The organism is Achromobacter sp. PD1 (assembly GCF_048541815.1).
Classification (GTDB): domain Bacteria; phylum Pseudomonadota; class Gammaproteobacteria; order Burkholderiales; family Burkholderiaceae_B; genus Achromobacter; species Achromobacter bronchisepticus_A.
The window spans coordinates 2,480,622-2,496,332 of the sequence record NZ_CP183349.1; the positions used below are offsets into that span (position 1 = coordinate 2,480,622).

The following is a 15,711-nucleotide window of genomic DNA, read 5'->3' on the forward strand; positions in this document are numbered from 1 at the left end:
GCTACATCGTTACATCGAGCCGGGAGCGGATGTAAGCAAAGGTTGGCGCGAGGCAGCCGGCCCTTCGTATCAAGGGCGTGCACGGGCGCCGGCCGACGCCAGGAGGGTCCGGCCTTTTGGCGTCAGGATGACGACCGGTTCGGCGCGCGCATCGTCCCGGTCCCGGGACATGTCCACGAGTCCGTTGGCGGTCGCGTCTTCCCAGGCGGACAGGCGCGGACAGGAACTGCGCCAGGCGTCCATGGTCTGCGCATAGGTGCGCGGCCGTTCGGCGATCCAGGCCAGGAATTGCAGCAGGTTGCCGAGCTGGGAGGCGCCTGCCTCCAGCTCCGGGTTTGCGTCGTTTCTCTTCATCGCCATGCGCTCCCGACCAGGATGTAAAAGGCGTTCTGGTCCTTGCCGCGGGCGATGTCCATCCCCACGGCCTATCCCGGCTTGGCTGCGAGCCGATACCGGAAGCCTGTGTCGATGATGACACGGCGGCGGATCTTGCGCACGGCTTCCTCCCCCGTAGCCTAGACCGCGAGCCTGCGCATCGTCAGCGCGACGACCGCCGTGGCGACAAGCTGCATGCCGGCCACGACGTACAGGCCGGCGGCCACGCCGCCTGTCCATTCCTTGAGCCAGCCCATCATGAAGGGCGTGGCGAAGCCGGCCAGGTTGCCGACCGAATTGATGAAGGCAATGCCGCCCGCGGCCGCGGTGCCGGTCAGGAATGCTGCCGGAATGGCCCAGAAGACGGGGAACGCGCCAAGCACGCCGATGGCGGCGATGCTCAAGGCGCCCATCGCCAGCACGGGGCTGCCGATGTAGGCGCCGGTCAAGGACAGGCCCAGCGCGCCGACAAGTGTGGCGCCCGCGCAATGCAGCCGGCGTTCACGGGTGGAGTCGGAATGCGCGCCGTTGATCACCATCGCGGCCGTGCCCAGGATGAAAGGGATGGCCGACAACAGGCCTATGTTCAGGGCGCCTTGCACACCGAGCTCGCGCACGATGGAAGGCATCCAGAACGCCAGCGTCGCATTGCCGCCGACGATGCAGAAGTACGCCGCGGTGCACAGCCACAAGGCCGGCAGGCGCAGGGCCTGGGCGAAGCTGGCATGTTTGCCGGGATCCAGGCGTTCGCTGTCCAGCTCAGCCGTCAGCGCGGCCTTCTCCGCCGCGCTGAGCCAGCGCGCCTGTTGGGGGCGGTCCGGCAGGTAGGCCAGCACCACCAGTCCGGCGATCACCGATGGAATGCCTTCCAGCACGAACAGCCATTGCCAGTTGCGCAGCGGCGCCACGCCGTCCATGCCGCTCATGATGAGCCCGGCTATCGGCCCGCCGACGATGCCGGCGATCCCGAATGACGTCATGAACCAGCCATTGATGCGCCCTCGCCTGCCTGCCGGTATCCAGTACGTCAGATAGAGCATGACGCCGGGGAAGAAGCCCGCTTCGAAGGCGCCGAGCAGAAAGCGCAGGACATAGAAGGAAGTCGGCGTGGTCACGAATGCCATCGCCATCGAGGTCAGCCCCCACAGGATGGTGATGCGGGCCAGGGTCTTGCGCGCGCCGATGCGCTGCAGCAGCAGGTTGCTGGGCACTTCGAAGATGAAGTAGCCGATGAAGAAGATGCCCGCCCCCAGACCGTACACGGCTTCGCTGAAGCGCAGGTCCTGCAGCATCTGCAGTTTGGCGAAACCGACGTTGACGCGGTCGATCCACGCCAGCAGGAACAGGAAAATCAGGAAAGGAATGAGGCGCCAGGCGACCTTGCGGTGCATCTGGCCTGAATCGGCGGTGGGCGCTGGGCCGTGCGCCGGCGCGGTGAGGGGTTGCGGTGAAACAGCATCCATAGCGGGTTCCTCGGTGGAGCGGATCAGGGGAGCGCCCTAGCCCGCCGACACCGGGGCAAGGTCACGCGAGCAGATGTTTTTGTCTGCTATAAATATATTTTGCCATTTTGAAAAAATACAATAATCAGGATTAACCCGCGGTGAGCACCGCCGGCGACGCCCCCGCCGGCGCGTCTTCATGCCAGCAGGTTCTTGGGTAGCGCGGCGATAAAGGACGCGAAGCTGGTGGCCCCCTGCCCGGGGCTCATGTGCTGGGTCATGACCGCGGCCGCGCGCGCCGGGTCCTGCGCCTGGATCGCCTCGAGCAGCTGGCCATGCTGTTCCCACGACGAGGCCAGGCGGCCGAAAGCCGAAAAGGCGTGCAGCCGGTAGGCGCCGGTGCGCGACCGCATGCGCAGGATCTCCTGGCGCAGATAGGGATTGCGGGCCCCTTGGTACAGGGCATCGTGGAAGCGCCGGTTGTGCTCCTGCCAGGCGTCGGTGTCCTCGCGCCTTACCACGGCCGCGGCGCGTTCATGGATGGCCGCCAGCTCGTCGCGTTCGGCCGGCGTCATGCGTTCGCAAGCCAGGCGCGCGCCTATGCCTTCCAGCTCCGCCAGCAGCTCCCACATCGCCAGCAACTGGGCCACGTCCATCTTCGCCACCACCATGCCGCCGCGCGGCAGGCTGGCCACCAGGCCTTGCGCTTGCAGTTGCAGCAGCGCCTCGCGCACCGGCGTGCGGGAGACCTCGTAGGTCTGCATCAGCATTTGTTCATCGACCGGATCTCCCGGCAGCAGGCTGCCATCGCGGATGGACTCTTCGACGGACAGGCGGATGCGCTCAGCGGCTTTCATGGCGGACTCCGGTCAAGGGGGGAAGAAAATTCACGCTAGGCATAGTATTTTCTTGACTTCTATAAATATATTTATGAGACTAGACTTTTATTTTAACGAGCAAAACGCGGCAGGAGGTAATGAGCATGGAAGACTCGCCCAAGCAGGAATGGCAGGCCTGGGTCGCCCTGGCCTGCAAGACGCATGGCCTGGAGGTACCCGTGGAGACGCAAGCGGCGGTCGCACGCACGCTTTTGCGTCTTGCCGCCGTGGAGGCCGAGATCGCGGGCTGCGGGGATGGCGATGCCTGATCCTCTGCTGCATCTCTCCGTGGCCGACATGCGCCAAAACTACGCCCAGGCCGCGCCCGGCGCACGCGCCGCCTTGGTCGCGGCCCAGGCTGCGGCGTTCCAGCGCCGCGCGGCCGACTTGCACTGCGCCACGCGCACCTATCAGCCCTCCCCGCCAACCGTGCGTTCCCGCGGCCTGCTTGACGGGGTGGCGCTGGCGCACAAGGATGCGTTCCAGACCGGCATGCACGCGCCGGGGCGCGGACGGCCATTGCGCGACGAAGCCGCGGGTCCGATGGCCACGGCGCTGCGCCGCTTGCAGGACCACGGCGCGCTGAACCTGGGCGCGCTGGCGATGGCCGAGCACGCCTGCGGCGCGACAGCCGAAAACCCCCACGGCGCGCCGCTGGCCAATCCGCTGGACGCCGCCGCCGCGGTGGGCGGATCGTCCAGCGGCTGCGCCGTTGCAGTGGCGGCGGGCCTGGTACCCGCAACGCTGGGCACCGATACGGCCGGCTCGGTGCGCATGCCGGCCGCGACCTGCGGCCTGGTCGGACTCAAGCCGACGCCAGGGGCGATCCCGGCGGACGGCGTGGCGGCCTTGGCGCCTACCTTGGACACGGTGGGCGTGATGGGCCGCAGCGCGCTGGATGCGGCCTGCGTCTACGCCGCGTTGCTGCCAGCGCCGGCAACGGCGTCCGCCTTGCCCGCGGACGCCACGCAGATCGAACAGGAACTATCCAGGCCGCGGCGTTGGCGGCTGGCCTCGACGCTGGCGACCGCCGGGGCGCGCGCCGACGTGGCGGCGGCGATGGCGCGATTCGAACACGGCCTGCCCGATCCACATCGCATCGGCTTGCGCCCCGCGCCCGACCTGGACCGCTTGAACCGCCTGGCCCAGATCGTGCTGCATGCCGAAGCCGCGGTCACGCTTGCGGACAGCGCGCGCCATGAATTGGCCTCGCTGGCGCCCGCCACCCGGGCCATCGCGCTGCCGGGCTGGGCCATGCCGGCGGTCTGGTATCGCCATGCCTTGTCGCAGATCGCGCCATTGCGCGCCGCCTTCCTCGCCACCTGTCTGGCCGACGCGGACCTGCTGCTCATGCCCTGCCTGCCGCAAGGCGTGCCGGACCGCGCCGCAGTCACCACCAGCAGCCCCGACTTCGATCCGCGCGCCCTGGCCGCGCTGCACCGCCACCACGCCTACCTCAACTATCTGGGCCTGCCGGCGCTGGTCTTGCCCGTCGGCATCGATGCGCAAGGCCGCCCCGTCTGCTTGCAAGCGGTCGGCGCGCCCGGCAGCGAAGCGCTGCTGCTGGCCTTCGCGCATCAGTTCGCCCTGCCCTTTTCCGCCATCCTGCAACGCTAATCCACGGACTCATCATGGCCAGAATCAATGCCTCCCCCACTCTTGCGCGCTTTCGCGTGCTGGACCTCTCGCGCGTGCGCGCCGGCCCGACCTGCGTGCGCATCCTGGCCGATTTCGGCGCGGACGTGATCCGCATCGAACCGCCAGCCGGGATCGATCCCAATGAAGCCATGTTCGCCGCCGACCGTACCGGCGGCGACTTCCAGAACCTGAACCGCAACAAGCGGTCGATGACGCTGAACCTGAAGAAGCCCGAAGGCCTGGCCGTGTTCAAGCAGCTGGTGGCCACGGCCGACGTGGTGGTCGAGAACTGGCGCCCCGACGTCAAGACGCGCCTGGGTGTGGACTACGACGCCCTGCGCGCCATCAATCCCCGCATCATCCTGGCCAGCATTTCCGGCTTTGGGCAGGACGGTCCCTATGCGGACCGGCCGGGCTTTGACCAGATCATCCAGGGCATGGGCGGGCTCATGTCGGTCACGGGCTTTGCCGGCGGCGGTCCGCTGCGCGCCGGACTCGCGGTCGCCGACTGCGGCACGGGCATCTATGCCGCGGTCGGCATCCTGCTGGCCCTGCTGGAGCGTGAACACTCCGGCGCGGGCCAATGGGTCCACAGTTCCCTGCTGCATACGCAGATCGCGCTGATGGACTTCCAGGCGGCGCGCTATCTGAACGACGGCGACACGCCGGTGCAGGCGGGCAACGACCATCCGACCAGCAGTCCGATGGGGTTGTTCGAGGCCAGCGACGGCGCATTCAACCTGGGCGCGTCCGGCGAAGGCAACTGGCGCCGCCTGTGCGAGTGCCTGGACGCGCCGCAATGGCTGGAGGACCCGCGCTATGCGACCGAGAAGCTGCGCGTGGCCAACCGGGCCGCGCTCAACGCATCCCTGGCGCAGCGCTTCCGCCAGCAGGGCGTCGCGCACTGGGTCGGGCTGCTGAACCGCGCCGGCGTGCCGGCAGGCCCGGTCTACAGCATTCCGCAGGTATTCGAGGACGAACAGGTGCGCCATCTGGGCGTGGCGCAGAGGGTTGCGGACGAGACCGGGCACGAATACCGCTTGATCTCGCAGCCCGTGGCCTTGACGCGCACGCCCGCCCATATCGCGAGGCCCGCCCCGGGCTGGGGCGAACACACCCGCGAGATGCTGGCGGAGTTGGGCTATGCCACGGGCGACGTCGAGCGCCTGTATGAAGAGGGCGTGGTATGAGCGGCGGCCAGATCCAGCTGGATTTCCAGGACGGCATCGCAACCCTGACGGTCTGCCATCCGGAACGGCGCAATGCGATGACGCTGGCCATGTGGCAGCAACTGGCCGCGGCGCTGCGTGAGCTCGAAGGCGCCGAGGTCCGGGTGCTGGCGCTGACCGGCGCCGGTAGCCGGGCCTTCGTGTCCGGGGCCGACATCAGCGAGTTTGACCAGGCTCGCGACGGCGCGGCCGCGGTCGCCCGGTACAACCAGGCGGTGGCCGATGCGCAGCAGCTGCTGGCGGACTTCCCCGCGCCTACGGTCGCGCTGATACAAGGCGCCTGCATGGGCGGCGGCATCGGCCTGGCGCTGGCTTGCGACCTGCGCTATGCCAGCGCCAGCGCCCGCTTCCGCATGCCGGCGGCAAGACTGGGGCTGGGCTACTCCTATGCCGACATGCGCAGGCTGGCAGGCGTGGTCGGCGCGGCATCCGCCTTCGATCTGTTCTATACCGCCCGCATCCTTGACGCCGAGCAGGCCGAACGCCGCGGCCTGGTCCACGAACGGTACGCCGACGACGATTTCGTTCGCCAGACGCAGGCCCGGGTGCGCGCCATCGCCGCCAATGCGCCCCTCTCCCTGCGCGCGGCAAAGGCGGCCATACTGGCGACCATGAATCCGCCCGCGCCCGCGCAGCTCGATGCGATCGACGCGCTGGTGGCCCAGTGCTTCGCCAGCGAGGACTACGCCGAAGGCCGGCGGGCGTTCGCCGAGAAACGCGATCCGGTCTTCCTTGGCCGCTGAGCCGTCTTTGAACCATGAGCAAGATGCCATGAACAATCCACGCATTCCTTTCATGCTTTCCAGCCAGCGCCCGCCCCTGGCGGCGCTGGACGGCCGGGCCATCCTGGTGCACCTGGTCGTCAATGTGGAGCATTGGCCGTTCGACCAGCCCATGCCCCGCACCCTGCTGACCGCGCCGCATGGGCGCGAGACGGTGCCGGACGTGCCCAACTACAGCTGGGCCGAGTACGGCCTGCGCTGCGGGCTGCCGCGGCTCATCGACGCCATCCGCGGCCGCGGCCTGCCTGCCTCGGCCAGCCTGAACGCCTCGGTCATCGATGCCTACCCCGAGGCGGCCCAGGCGCTGCTGGAGGCCGGCTGGGAATTCATCGGCCACGGCATCCATCAGCGGGCCTTGTCGCAAGAGGACGGCGACGGCCAGGCGCGCACCATCGCGGCGGCGCTGGACCGGATCGAGCGCTTCAGCGGCCGCCGGCCGCGCGGCTGGCTCTCGCCGGGCCTGCGCGAGACGCAGGATACGCCGGATCTACTGGCCCAGGCCGGCATCGACTACCTGTTCGACTGGTGCCTGGACGATCTGCCCAACTGGATGCAGACCGCCGGCAAGCCCCTGCTGGCGCTGCCCTATGCGCTGGAGCTGAACGATTCGGTCATCCACGCCGTGGAAAAGCATGCCACCGGAGAGTTCGGCCGGCGCCTCGAGCGGACGCTGGACCTGTACGCCGACGAGGCCAGGACCGCCGGCCGTCCGCGCGTCCTCACGCTGGGACTGCATCCCCACCTGATGGGCGTGCCGCACCGCTACGCCGACCTGCTGGCCATGCTGGACCTGCTGCAAAAGCACCCCATGACCACCTTCGTCACCGGCGCCGCGATGCATGATTGGTACGCCCGCCAGGTTCCCGCCCAGCACGATGGAGCCGCCGCATGAATGCCATCGATACCCTGGTCGCGCATTTGCTGCGCACCCAATACGAGCACCTGCCGGCAACGGCGGTGGACGCGGCCAAGACTTTCATTCTGGATGCGGTCGGCGTCGGTCTGTCCGGCTCGCGCCATCCCCGCATGCCCTCGCTGCGCCAGGCGGCCCAGGCCCTGGGCCAGGGCGCGGAAGCAACCGTCTGGGGCAGCGGCGAGCAGCTGCCCCTTGCCAGCGCAGTCATGCTGAACGCATACCAGGTCTTCAATCAGGAGTTCGACGCGATCCACGACCAGGCCGTGGTGCACGCGTTTGCCTGCATCGTGCCGGCGGCGCTGGGCTACGCCGAACGCGAAGGCGGCGTCGACGGTCCCCGGTTGATCACCGCCGTCGCCGCCGGATTGGACTTCGCCATCTATGTCGCGCTGGCCCAGCGCGCACCCATGCGTTTTTTCCGGCCGGCCATGTGCGGCGGCCTGGGCGCCACGGCTACGCTGTGCAAGCTTGGCCGGCTGGATGAGAGCGCCACGCGCGATGCGCTGGGGCTGGCGTACAGCCATCTCTCCGGCACCATGCAGGCGCATATCGAAGGTTCTCCCGCGGTCGGCCTGCAAGTCGGCCTGAACGCCAGGGCGGCGGTTACGGCCTTCGAACTGGCGCGCGCGGGCTTCCCCGGTCCGCGCGACATCCTGGAAGGCCCATACGGCTACTTTGCGCTGTACGACGCCGGCCAGGCCGACTGGGACGCGGTCCGCGCGGACGTGGGCCGGGTGTTCCAGATCAGCCGCATGAGCCACAAGCCCTACCCGACCGGCCGGGCCACCCATAGCGGCATCGGCGCCGTGCTGGACCTCATGCGCGTTCATGCGCTGCAGCCGGGGGACGTGGACCGGATCACGGTCCGCGCGTCGTCGCTGATCGTGCGCCTGGTGGGACGGCCGGCCCACCCGGGCATGGATTCCGCCACCGCCCGGCTCTGCATGGGCTATGCCATCGCCACGGCCCTGCTGCGCGGCCGGGTCGGCATACCCGACTTCGATCCCGACGCGCTGGCCGAGACCAGGACTTTCGAACTGGCCGCGCGCGTTCAGGTGCTGGATGACGGCAATCCGGATCCCAACGCCATGAGCCCCCAGCGCGTCGAATTGCGGCTGAAGGACGGCCGCGAATTCACGGTCGACATGCCGGCCTTTCCTGGCAGCCCGGAACGCCCCCTGGGCGTGGCGGAACAGGACTCCAAGTTCGAAGCCTGCTGCGCGTCCGCGCAGCCGCCCTTGCCCGCCGCCCAGGTGCGGGAGCTGGCGCGACGGCTGCGTGGGCTGGAGGCCGAACAGGACCTGCGCGCCATCGTCCGCCTGCTGACGACTGGGCGCCCGTCCTAACCGCGTATGCCGGACTGGGCGCGTCAGTACTTGAAGCTCACGCGCGCCCAGACGGTGCGGCCCGGTTCATTGACTGCGGTGTTGGCGGCATAGCCGAAACCCGCATTTCCGGCCAGGTTCAAGTGTTCGCTGTAGGTCTTGTTGAACAGATTGTCCACACCCAGCGACAGGCGGACCTGCTTGTTGACCGCGTAGCCGCCGTTGACGGAGAAAACGCCGAAGCCCGCGCTTGGGCCGAAGTCCTTGCCCACGACGTTGCCCTCGTTCAAGGCGTAGCGCCTTTGCGCGGCCACGATGCGCCACAGCGCCCCGGCCGACCAGGTGCCGTCATCGTAGGCGGCGCTTAGCCTGGCCTCCAGCGGCGGCATCTGCGGCAGCGCCCTGCCGTCGCTGCGGTTCTCGCCCCAGGCATACGCGAGCGTGGCTCCCAGCTTCCACGCGGGCGCGGGCTTGTATGAGACGCCGAGTTCGCCGCCAGCAATGCGCGCATCGACATTGCTGGCCTGCGACGCCGGACCCATCATGCCGCCCGAGGTGTAGCTGAACAGGATGAAGTCATTGACGTAACCCGCGTAGCCTGAGAACCAGGCGTCCAGTGCTTCGGTCTTATACTGCGCGCCGAAATCCAGCTGGGTGGTTTTCTCGGGCTTCACCCCCTGGAAGGCGTTGACGGACCCGGCAGGCCCCTGGTCCGGAGAGAACAGTTCCCAGTAATCGGGGAAGCGCTCGACGTGGCCCAGGCCCACATAGACCGTGGCCGGCAGTGTGGCCAGATCCTGCTCATATCGCAGGAAGCCGCTGGGCAGCGTGTCCTTGCGGCGTTCATCCGCAGTGGGATTGGGCATGGGCATCATCATCGAGCCTGTGCCCTGGCGGAAGTCCTTGGCCGAGGCCCAGTCGATCCGCGCCCCGCCGATGACGCGGCTGTCCTGCGCGGCGCGCCAGGTCAGTTCGCCGAACAACCCGGTGTTGGAAAAGTCGGCATCCTTGACCCAGCTCTGGCTGCTGTACGGCACCGTGTCGGTGCCGCTGCGCGAGCGATGGCGGCTCTGCTGGAAATCCAGGCCGGTGACCAGGCTGACATCCGGTGTCAGTTCCCAGGTGCCGGCGTAGCGGCCGCCCCAGGTCGCGCGGTCCACGTCGGCCGCCATGGCCATGGGCATGGCGCTCATGGGGTCCGGCGCGCGCAGCGTGTAGTTGTCCATCACATGGTCGGCGTAGTTGTAGTACAGCTGCGCTTCGACCTTGCCCAGCACGGGTCCCAGGTTGCGCTTCTCGAAACGCAGGCCGAAACTCTCGCGCTTGAACTGGGAGCCGTCCATGCCGCGGCCGGCATAGCGCGCTTCGCCATCGCCCGTGCCCGCGGTCAGTTCGTACAGCGTGTCGGCGTCAGGCGTGTAGCCCAGGGTCAGGTCGGCGTTCCACTTGTCCCAGCGCGAAGGCACGGTGTTGCCGTCGCCGTCCTTGTAGTCCTGGGAGTGGGAATGGTTGGCGGTGATGCGCGTGTAGACCTTGTCGTTGCCCAAGGTCAGATCGGCGGCCTGGTCGTTGCGGCCGAACGAGCCGCCCGTCAGGCTGCCGTCGAATCGCACGCCGGCCGCCGTGAAGCGAGGCGTGTCGCGGTCGAACTTGACCGTGCCGGCGGACGCGCCGGGTCCCCACAGCACCGTCTGCGGCCCCTTGATGACCGTGAGCTGGTCGAAGTTCTCGGGCGAGATATAGGAACTGGGCGCGTCCATGCGCGCCGGGCAGGCGCCTGGCATGGACGTGCCGTTGGTCAGCAGATTCAGGCGCGAGCCGAACATGCCCCGCAGCACGGGATCGCCGTTGGTGCCGCCATTGCGGATGGCCGAGAAGCCGGGAATCGTCTTCAGATAGTCGGTCCCGTCGCTGGCCGGCAGCGGCTGGCGCGGGATCTTGGGATCCGTGGTGAAGGTCAACGGCGCGCTGGGTTCTACGCCCGTGATGACCACGGGATCGGTGGTGTAGACGTTGGGCGTGCCGGCGGCTTGGGGCCAGGCGGGAAATGAGGCGGCCACTGCGGCGGCCAGGCAACTCAGGCGCAGGAATTCTTGGTTAATGGTCATGTCTGGTGTCTGTCGATCGGGAACGTGCGATGGCAGGCGCAGACGGGCGGCGCGGCCGTCTCCCCTTAAGGAAGGCGTGACAGGAGCGCGCAGTCTGCGCATGGGCGTGACGAAAGGGGGACCCTCCCCGCGCGGCGCAAAAGGACCATGGCCCGCTGCGCGCCGATGACGCTGGCGCAAGCGCTCAGGCCCGCGGAAACACGGGCTGCGCGGATGGCATGTCGTTGAAGTCTGGGGAGAGGGTCAGGCGGATGGCGGCGGCGCGCGCGACCGTTGCGGCAGCCGGGTCAAGGCGCTTGCAATATGGGGTTCGGCGGCCGGGGGATGGACTGCGGGGGCTGCGGCTGGCAGGAGCCAGGCCAGCAGGATGATTGCGGGCGGCAGCGCGTCGCTCAGCATGGCGCAGCCCACGCTGCAGCAGTGCGGCAAAGCGCCACTGTGCTGCTGCTGCGCACCCTGCTTTTGCCCATCGGCATCCAGCGTCACCACGCGCGGGCCGCTGGCCGTGCAGACGATGGTGGTCACGCCTGCCTGGCCCGTTCCGATGCCCGAGGCCGCCAGCGCCGAAGACGCGATTAGCGCCTGGAAGACGAACAGGGCCATCGCGACCAGCGCGACCCAACGTCTACGGGCATGGGCAGATGCGTGCATTCGGCGGTTCCTTATCGGCGCAGATGCTATCACGCAAGACGGAGCAGATGCCGTGGACGAATGGCAACGCGCAGCCAATTCGGATTGCCGCCTGATGTAGATCAGACAATGCCGCCGCTTCTTGCGCGTCGCCGCCAAACTTGGCGCAGGCAAGTGATCGGGCTACCCTGTAGCCGGCAGCCCGTTGCGGCGACTTGGCTTTTCAACCATAGAAAGTAGAGGATGCGGATGTCCCGTTGGACTTTTTACTCAGCCCCTGGCACCTGTGCGCTGGCGACGCATATCGCCCTGCATGAAGCGGGCGCCGATTTCGACCTGGTCAAGCTCGACATGGGCGCCGGGCAGCAGCAGAGCCCCGAGTACCTGCGCGTCAATCCCAAGGGCCGCGTGCCGGCGCTGGCGACCGAGCACGGCGTGCTGACCGAGACCCCTGCCCTGCTCGCCTTCGTGGCGCAGAGCTTTCCGGCCGCGCAACTGGCGCCGGTCGACGATCCCTTCGCCTTCGCGCGCATGCAGGAGCTGGCGAGCTATCTGGCGTCCACCGCCCACGTGGCCCACGCGCACAAGCGCCGCGGCGCGCGCTGGGCCGACGATCCGGCCGCGCACGCCGCCATGCAGGCCAAGGTGCCGCAGACCATGACCGCCTGCGCCGCCTATCTGGAATCGCAGATCGTCGGTCCCTGGGCTGCGGGCGAGCGCTACAGCGTGGTCGACGGCTATCTCTTTACGATAGGCAGCTGGTTGGAGGGCGACGGCGTCGACCTTGCGCAGTTCCCCAAGCTCGCGGCCTATCTGGCCCGGGTCGCGGCAAGACCCGCCGTGCAGCGCGCACGGGCCGAAGCCCAGGCTTCCTGACGGCGGCGGGCTGGCCGGCGCGCGAGGCCCGGCCAGCACTGCCACTTATCGTATCGGTTTGATTGGCATCAAAACTGGAACGCTGCAGTCAGTTTCGGCGTACTAGCGCGGTATTGCATCCTTTCCTATCCTTCTTCCGTGCCGTTGCTGTCAGCGCGTTTTAAGCTGGCGGGCTGACGGAATGCGCGTCCTGGCTCCTCCAGACGCCAAACATACCGAGAATCGAATGAAGCACACCTACGCAGCATTTCTGGCCGCCTCGCTGCTGGCCTTGGGCAGCCTGCCGGCGCACGCCGCGCCCGTGGACTACCAGATCGACCCGGAACACACGGAAGTCGTGGTGACTTGGGACCACCTGGGTTTCTCCAAGCCCACCGCGCATGCCGGCGCCGTGACGGGCGTCATCCGCTACGACGCAGCTCAACCCGCGAAGTCGGCCGTCGACCTGCGCGTGCCGGTGGCGCGCCTGACGTCGCACGTGCCCAAGCTGGACGAAATGCTGCAAGGCGCCGAGTTCTTCCAGGCGGCCAAGTATCCGGAGATCCAGTTCAAGAGCACCTCGGTGGCCGACCACGGCAATGGCAATCTCAGCATCAGCGGCGTCCTGCGCATCAAGGACATCGAAAAGCCGGTGGTGTTGCAGGCGCGCCAGAACAAGCAAGGCATCCATCCGATGGCGCAGCGTCCGGCCATCGGCTTTGACGCCATGACAGTCGTCAAGCGCAGCGATTTCGGCGTGGATGCGTTCGCGCCAGGCGTGAGCGACGAGGTGCAACTGCGCATCACGGTCGAGGCCGTGGCCGACGCCGCGCGCTGAATTCCCGGGCGCTGCGATCGCCGCACGCGCAAGGTCCTGGCTGCTAAGACAGGAACCCGATCCAGCGCCCCGCCACCAGGCAAGCCAGCCATAGAAATAGCGAGGCGCCTGCGCGCACGCGCATGGCGCCCGTCGCCCTGCCTTCGCCCTGCACCGTCTGCCAGGCTTTGCTGCGGCGCGCGAGCACGGCATTGGCCGCGGCCGCGGCCAACAGGCCCATCTTGATTCCGAACGCGGGATTCGCCAGGTATTCCAGCGGCTGGACGCTGAAAAGCATGGCGCCCGTCAATACCGCCAGCGCCAAGCCCACCGCCGCGGTCCTGGCGAACACGGGCGCCAGCACAGCCAGCGGTCCGGGCTTGAGCAGCCCCAGCAGGCGCAGGTCCAGCGGAACGATGGAGCCTATGAGCAGGCCGATGGCGCCGATGTGGGCGGCATTCACCAGCAGGTACAGCGTGCTCCACCGCCGCAGCCAGATCGACGGCGGCAGGGTCTCAAGCTGTTCGAGCGCAAGGCGCAGCAGCTCAGGCATGGCCCGGCCGGTCAGGGCTTCTTGATGCGGCTGGGATAAATGTCGTAGGTCTTGCCGCCCACCTTGATCTGGACGGCCTTCATGCGCTTGGCGTCCGACTCGCGGTCGCGGTTGCCGATGGCGGTGATGGCGTCGCCCGGCTTGGCGGAGCCTTCGACGAATCCGGCGTCCTTGGTCTGGGTGGGATTGCCCAGCTCCACGCGCCAGACGCCGTCGTCGGCGCGCACGTCCAGCCAGGGATGCGGGGGCGCAATCTGCACTTGCTGGACCGTGCCTTGCAGCGTCATCTGTTCGGATTCGGCCCAAGACCAGCCGTGATGCGCCATCGCGGCGGGCGCCAGGCCCATCAGTCCGGAAAGCGCCAGCGCTGCCGTGGCCACGCGTATGGATAGCTTCATGTCGCTGCTCCTGAATTACGGTTTGGCTCCCTTCCCTGCGCGGCGGCCGCTCGTGTGGCGCGCGTCCGGCGCAACCAGCATAACGCGGCAGGTCAGCCATATCGAGCGTGATTCAATGCTAAGAAATCACTTTAAATAAAACACTTCAAGAACATAAATAATCATCTAAAAATCAATGGCATAGAGAGTTATTTTTATAGTTTGGATGATGCTGAATCTACGCTGAATTCAAGAAATCAGCGATTGTTTCGGGAAAACCCGAAGAAACTTTCCCGCTTGCACACTGGTCGCAAATTGTTCAGGTGATTGTCAGGCACCGTCCCCAAATGGCGCCGTCTCCGCGCGCCCGCCGCGCCCAACCGAGAGCATCCGATGACACAGCCCACCCTGCGTTCGTCCGCGAATCCGGCCCTGTTGCTCCAGCCGCGCGCGTCGGCCGGTTTATCGGTGATGGATGCCACCATGGTGCTGGTAGGCGTGGTGATCGGGATCGGCATATTCGGCTTTCCGCCGCTGGTGGCGCAGCACGCGGGTTCCGAGGCGATGTACATCGCCTTATGGTGCGCGGGCGGCCTGGTGATGCTGGTTGGCGCGCTTTGCTACGGCGAGCTGGGTTCGGCCTATCCCGGCGCGGGCGGCGAATACCTGTATCTGACGCGGGCCTGGGGGCGGCAGGTGGGACTGATGTTCGCCTGGGCGCGTTGCTCTGTCATCCAGACCGGCGCCATCGCCGTGGTCGCCTATATCTATGGCGATTACGCGCAACGGCTCGCGCCCCTCGGTCCGTACGGCCCTGCCCTGCACGCGGCGATATCGGTGGTGGCGCTGACCGCCTTGAACGTGGCGGGAACGCGCTATTCCAAGCGGCTGCAATGGGTATTCACCGCGCTGACGGTGGCGGCCCTGGCGGCGGTGCTGATCGCCAGCCTGGCCGCCGCGGGAGACAGCCCGCTGCGCAGCGATGCCGAACCGATGCCTTTGACCGGCAATACCGCGGGCCTGCTGGGCATGGGCATGGTGTTCGTGTTGCTGACCTACGGCGGCTGGAACGAAGCCGCTTATCTCAGCGGCGAGCTGCGCGACCCGGGCCGCAACATGAGCCGGGTGCTGCTGATCGGCACGCTGCTGGTGACGGGCGCGTATGTGTTGACCAACCTGGCGTTGCTGGAGATCTTCGGCCTGCAGGGACTGCGCGATACACCAGCGCTGGGGGCGGACGTGATGCAGCTGGCGGCCGGCCCCTACGCAGCCGCCCTGCTCAGCCTGACGATCTGCGCCACGGCGCTCAGCACCATCAACGGCACCATCATCACCGGGGCGCGGGTGTATTGCGCCCTGGGCCGCGACGTGCCGCGGCTGCGCGCGCTGGCGGCGTGGAACGCGCAAGGCGAGACGCCCGCTTCCGCGCTGCTGGTCCAGGGCGCGATCACGCTTGCGCTGATCGCGCTAGGCGCCTTCAGCCAGAACAGCGTGCAGACCCTGGTCGCCTACACCGCGCCGGTGTTCTGGATCTTCATGCTGCTGGTTGCGGCCTCGGTGTGGCGGCTGCGGCGCATCGATCCAGACCGGCCGCGCCCGTTCCGCGTGCCGCTCTATCCCTTGCCCCCGCTGCTGCTGGCGCTGACCTGCGCGGGCCTGGTGGTGTCCAGCGCCATGTACGCCGGCGCCGGCGCGCTGATCGGGCTGGCGGTGCTGGCGGCGGGCCTGCCGCTGCTGCGCCTGCTGGGTCCCGCGCAGCCGCGGGCCTGATCACCGTTTCCCCGGG

The 15,711-nt window shown here is 67.9% G+C and carries 16 protein-coding genes; 9 read left to right on the top strand and 7 right to left on the bottom strand.

Annotated elements, in window-relative coordinates; translation table 11 throughout:
* Nucleotides 1–69: 69 nt before the first annotated feature.
* The 3 genes from ACM1PE_RS11660 to ACM1PE_RS11670 all read right to left on the bottom strand — a co-directional run bounded on the left by ACM1PE_RS11660 (nt 70) and on the right by ACM1PE_RS11670 (nt 2,674).
* Nucleotides 70–354 (bottom strand): hypothetical protein, encoded by a 285-nt coding sequence (locus ACM1PE_RS11660; protein ID WP_419343341.1) that lies wholly within the window; start codon nt 352–354, stop codon nt 70–72.
* Nucleotides 355–515: 161 nt separating this feature from the next.
* Nucleotides 516–1,838 (bottom strand): MFS transporter, encoded by a 1,323-nt coding sequence (locus ACM1PE_RS11665; RefSeq protein WP_059376154.1) that lies wholly within the window; start codon nt 1,836–1,838, stop codon nt 516–518.
* 176 nt (nt 1,839–2,014) lie between these two features.
* Nucleotides 2,015–2,674 (bottom strand): GntR family transcriptional regulator, encoded by a 660-nt coding sequence (locus ACM1PE_RS11670; RefSeq protein ID WP_059376151.1) that lies wholly within the window; start codon nt 2,672–2,674, stop codon nt 2,015–2,017.
* Between the two features lie 119 nt (nt 2,675–2,793).
* Here ACM1PE_RS11670 and ACM1PE_RS11675 point away from each other — a divergent pair, with 119 nt between their 5' ends.
* The 6 genes from ACM1PE_RS11675 to ACM1PE_RS11700 are packed head-to-tail and all read left to right on the top strand — an operon-like array spanning nt 2,794 to nt 8,606.
* Nucleotides 2,794–2,964 carry a hypothetical protein gene (locus ACM1PE_RS11675; RefSeq protein ID WP_165867867.1) on the top strand — a complete coding sequence of 57 codons (171 nt, stop codon included), beginning with the start codon at nt 2,794–2,796 and terminating at the stop codon, nt 2,962–2,964.
* A complete protein-coding gene (locus tag ACM1PE_RS11680; RefSeq protein ID WP_419343342.1) occupies nt 2,957–4,312 on the top strand; it encodes an amidase in 1,356 nt (451 codons plus the stop codon). Before ACM1PE_RS11675 ends, ACM1PE_RS11680 begins: the two co-directional genes overlap by 8 nt.
* 14 nt (nt 4,313–4,326) lie before the next feature.
* A complete protein-coding gene (locus tag ACM1PE_RS11685) occupies nt 4,327–5,523 on the top strand; it encodes a CoA transferase (RefSeq protein WP_059376149.1) in 1,197 nt (398 codons plus the stop codon).
* Nucleotides 5,520–6,305, top strand: a complete 786-nt coding sequence (locus ACM1PE_RS11690; RefSeq protein ID WP_419343344.1) for an enoyl-CoA hydratase — start codon at nt 5,520–5,522, stop codon at nt 6,303–6,305. The genes ACM1PE_RS11685 and ACM1PE_RS11690 overlap by 4 nt, the downstream gene beginning before the upstream one ends.
* 28 nt (nt 6,306–6,333) lie before the next feature.
* On the top strand, nt 6,334–7,236 hold the full coding sequence (locus ACM1PE_RS11695; RefSeq protein ID WP_419343345.1) for a polysaccharide deacetylase family protein: 903 nt from the start codon (nt 6,334–6,336) through the stop codon (nt 7,234–7,236).
* Nucleotides 7,233–8,606 carry an MmgE/PrpD family protein gene (locus ACM1PE_RS11700; protein WP_419343346.1) on the top strand — a complete coding sequence of 458 codons (1,374 nt, stop codon included), beginning with the start codon at nt 7,233–7,235 and terminating at the stop codon, nt 8,604–8,606. The genes ACM1PE_RS11695 and ACM1PE_RS11700 overlap by 4 nt, the downstream gene beginning before the upstream one ends.
* A gap of 23 nt (nt 8,607–8,629) precedes the next feature.
* Here the strand turns inward: ACM1PE_RS11700 and ACM1PE_RS11705 are convergent, their stop codons facing one another.
* Both ACM1PE_RS11705 and ACM1PE_RS11710 read right to left on the bottom strand, forming a co-directional pair.
* Complete coding sequence (locus tag ACM1PE_RS11705; protein ID WP_419343347.1) at nt 8,630–10,693, bottom strand: TonB-dependent copper receptor; 2,064 nt, start codon at nt 10,691–10,693, stop codon at nt 8,630–8,632.
* Between the two features lie 243 nt (nt 10,694–10,936).
* Nucleotides 10,937–11,344, bottom strand: coding sequence for a DUF2946 family protein (locus ACM1PE_RS11710; RefSeq protein ID WP_419343348.1), 408 nt, complete (start codon nt 11,342–11,344; stop codon nt 10,937–10,939).
* A gap of 228 nt (nt 11,345–11,572) precedes the next feature.
* On the opposite strand from ACM1PE_RS11710, the gene ACM1PE_RS11715 reads away from it, so the two are divergent.
* The gene (locus tag ACM1PE_RS11715) at nt 11,573–12,199 is read left to right on the top strand and encodes a glutathione S-transferase family protein (protein WP_059376222.1); all 627 of its coding nucleotides are present in this window, start codon (nt 11,573–11,575) and stop codon (nt 12,197–12,199) included.
* 226 nt (nt 12,200–12,425) lie between these two features.
* The gene (locus ACM1PE_RS11720; protein WP_118933066.1) at nt 12,426–13,016 is read left to right on the top strand and encodes a YceI family protein; all 591 of its coding nucleotides are present in this window, start codon (nt 12,426–12,428) and stop codon (nt 13,014–13,016) included.
* A gap of 43 nt (nt 13,017–13,059) precedes the next feature.
* Here ACM1PE_RS11720 and ACM1PE_RS11725 read toward each other — a convergent pair whose 3' ends face one another.
* Together ACM1PE_RS11725 and ACM1PE_RS11730 are read right to left on the bottom strand one after the other, a co-directional pair.
* Nucleotides 13,060–13,548, bottom strand: coding sequence for a DUF6644 family protein (locus ACM1PE_RS11725; RefSeq protein WP_419343349.1), 489 nt, complete (start codon nt 13,546–13,548; stop codon nt 13,060–13,062).
* A gap of 11 nt (nt 13,549–13,559) precedes the next feature.
* Entirely contained in the window at nt 13,560–13,946 is a 387-nt protein-coding gene (locus ACM1PE_RS11730) for a DUF6152 family protein (RefSeq protein ID WP_118933064.1), read from the bottom strand.
* 450 nt (nt 13,947–14,396) lie between these two features.
* Here ACM1PE_RS11730 and ACM1PE_RS11735 point away from each other — a divergent pair, with 450 nt between their 5' ends.
* Entirely contained in the window at nt 14,397–15,695 is a 1,299-nt protein-coding gene (locus ACM1PE_RS11735) for an APC family permease (protein ID WP_059376220.1), read from the top strand.
* The last annotated feature ends 16 nt before the right edge of the window (nt 15,696–15,711 follow it).

What these genes read in the sequence shown, in the direction of transcription:
- ACM1PE_RS11735 (WP_059376220.1), top strand. Translation starts at nt 14,397, where the DNA reads ATGGATGCCACCATGGTGCTGGTAGGCGTGGTGATCGGGATCGGCATA.
- ACM1PE_RS11720 (WP_118933066.1), top strand. Translation starts at nt 12,426, where the DNA reads ATGAAGCACACCTACGCAGCATTTCTGGCCGCCTCGCTGCTGGCCTTG.
- ACM1PE_RS11690 (WP_419343344.1), top strand. Translation starts at nt 5,520, where the DNA reads ATGAGCGGCGGCCAGATCCAGCTGGATTTCCAGGACGGCATCGCAACC.
- ACM1PE_RS11710 (WP_419343348.1), bottom strand. Translation starts at nt 11,344, where the DNA reads ATGCACGCATCTGCCCATGCCCGTAGACGTTGGGTCGCGCTGGTCGCG.
- ACM1PE_RS11705 (WP_419343347.1), bottom strand. Translation starts at nt 10,693, where the DNA reads ATGACCATTAACCAAGAATTCCTGCGCCTGAGTTGCCTGGCCGCCGCA.
- ACM1PE_RS11670 (WP_059376151.1), bottom strand. Translation starts at nt 2,674, where the DNA reads ATGAAAGCCGCTGAGCGCATCCGCCTGTCCGTCGAAGAGTCCATCCGC.
- ACM1PE_RS11725 (WP_419343349.1), bottom strand. Translation starts at nt 13,548, where the DNA reads ATGCCTGAGCTGCTGCGCCTTGCGCTCGAACAGCTTGAGACCCTGCCG.
- ACM1PE_RS11695 (WP_419343345.1), top strand. Translation starts at nt 6,334, where the DNA reads ATGAACAATCCACGCATTCCTTTCATGCTTTCCAGCCAGCGCCCGCCC.
- ACM1PE_RS11665 (WP_059376154.1), bottom strand. Translation starts at nt 1,838, where the DNA reads ATGGATGCTGTTTCACCGCAACCCCTCACCGCGCCGGCGCACGGCCCA.
- ACM1PE_RS11680 (WP_419343342.1), top strand. Translation starts at nt 2,957, where the DNA reads ATGCCTGATCCTCTGCTGCATCTCTCCGTGGCCGACATGCGCCAAAAC.
- ACM1PE_RS11660 (WP_419343341.1), bottom strand. Translation starts at nt 354, where the DNA reads ATGAAGAGAAACGACGCAAACCCGGAGCTGGAGGCAGGCGCCTCCCAG.
- ACM1PE_RS11730 (WP_118933064.1), bottom strand. Translation starts at nt 13,946, where the DNA reads ATGAAGCTATCCATACGCGTGGCCACGGCAGCGCTGGCGCTTTCCGGA.
- ACM1PE_RS11715 (WP_059376222.1), top strand. Translation starts at nt 11,573, where the DNA reads ATGTCCCGTTGGACTTTTTACTCAGCCCCTGGCACCTGTGCGCTGGCG.
- ACM1PE_RS11675 (WP_165867867.1), top strand. Translation starts at nt 2,794, where the DNA reads ATGAGCATGGAAGACTCGCCCAAGCAGGAATGGCAGGCCTGGGTCGCC.
- ACM1PE_RS11685 (WP_059376149.1), top strand. Translation starts at nt 4,327, where the DNA reads ATGGCCAGAATCAATGCCTCCCCCACTCTTGCGCGCTTTCGCGTGCTG.
- ACM1PE_RS11700 (WP_419343346.1), top strand. Translation starts at nt 7,233, where the DNA reads ATGAATGCCATCGATACCCTGGTCGCGCATTTGCTGCGCACCCAATAC.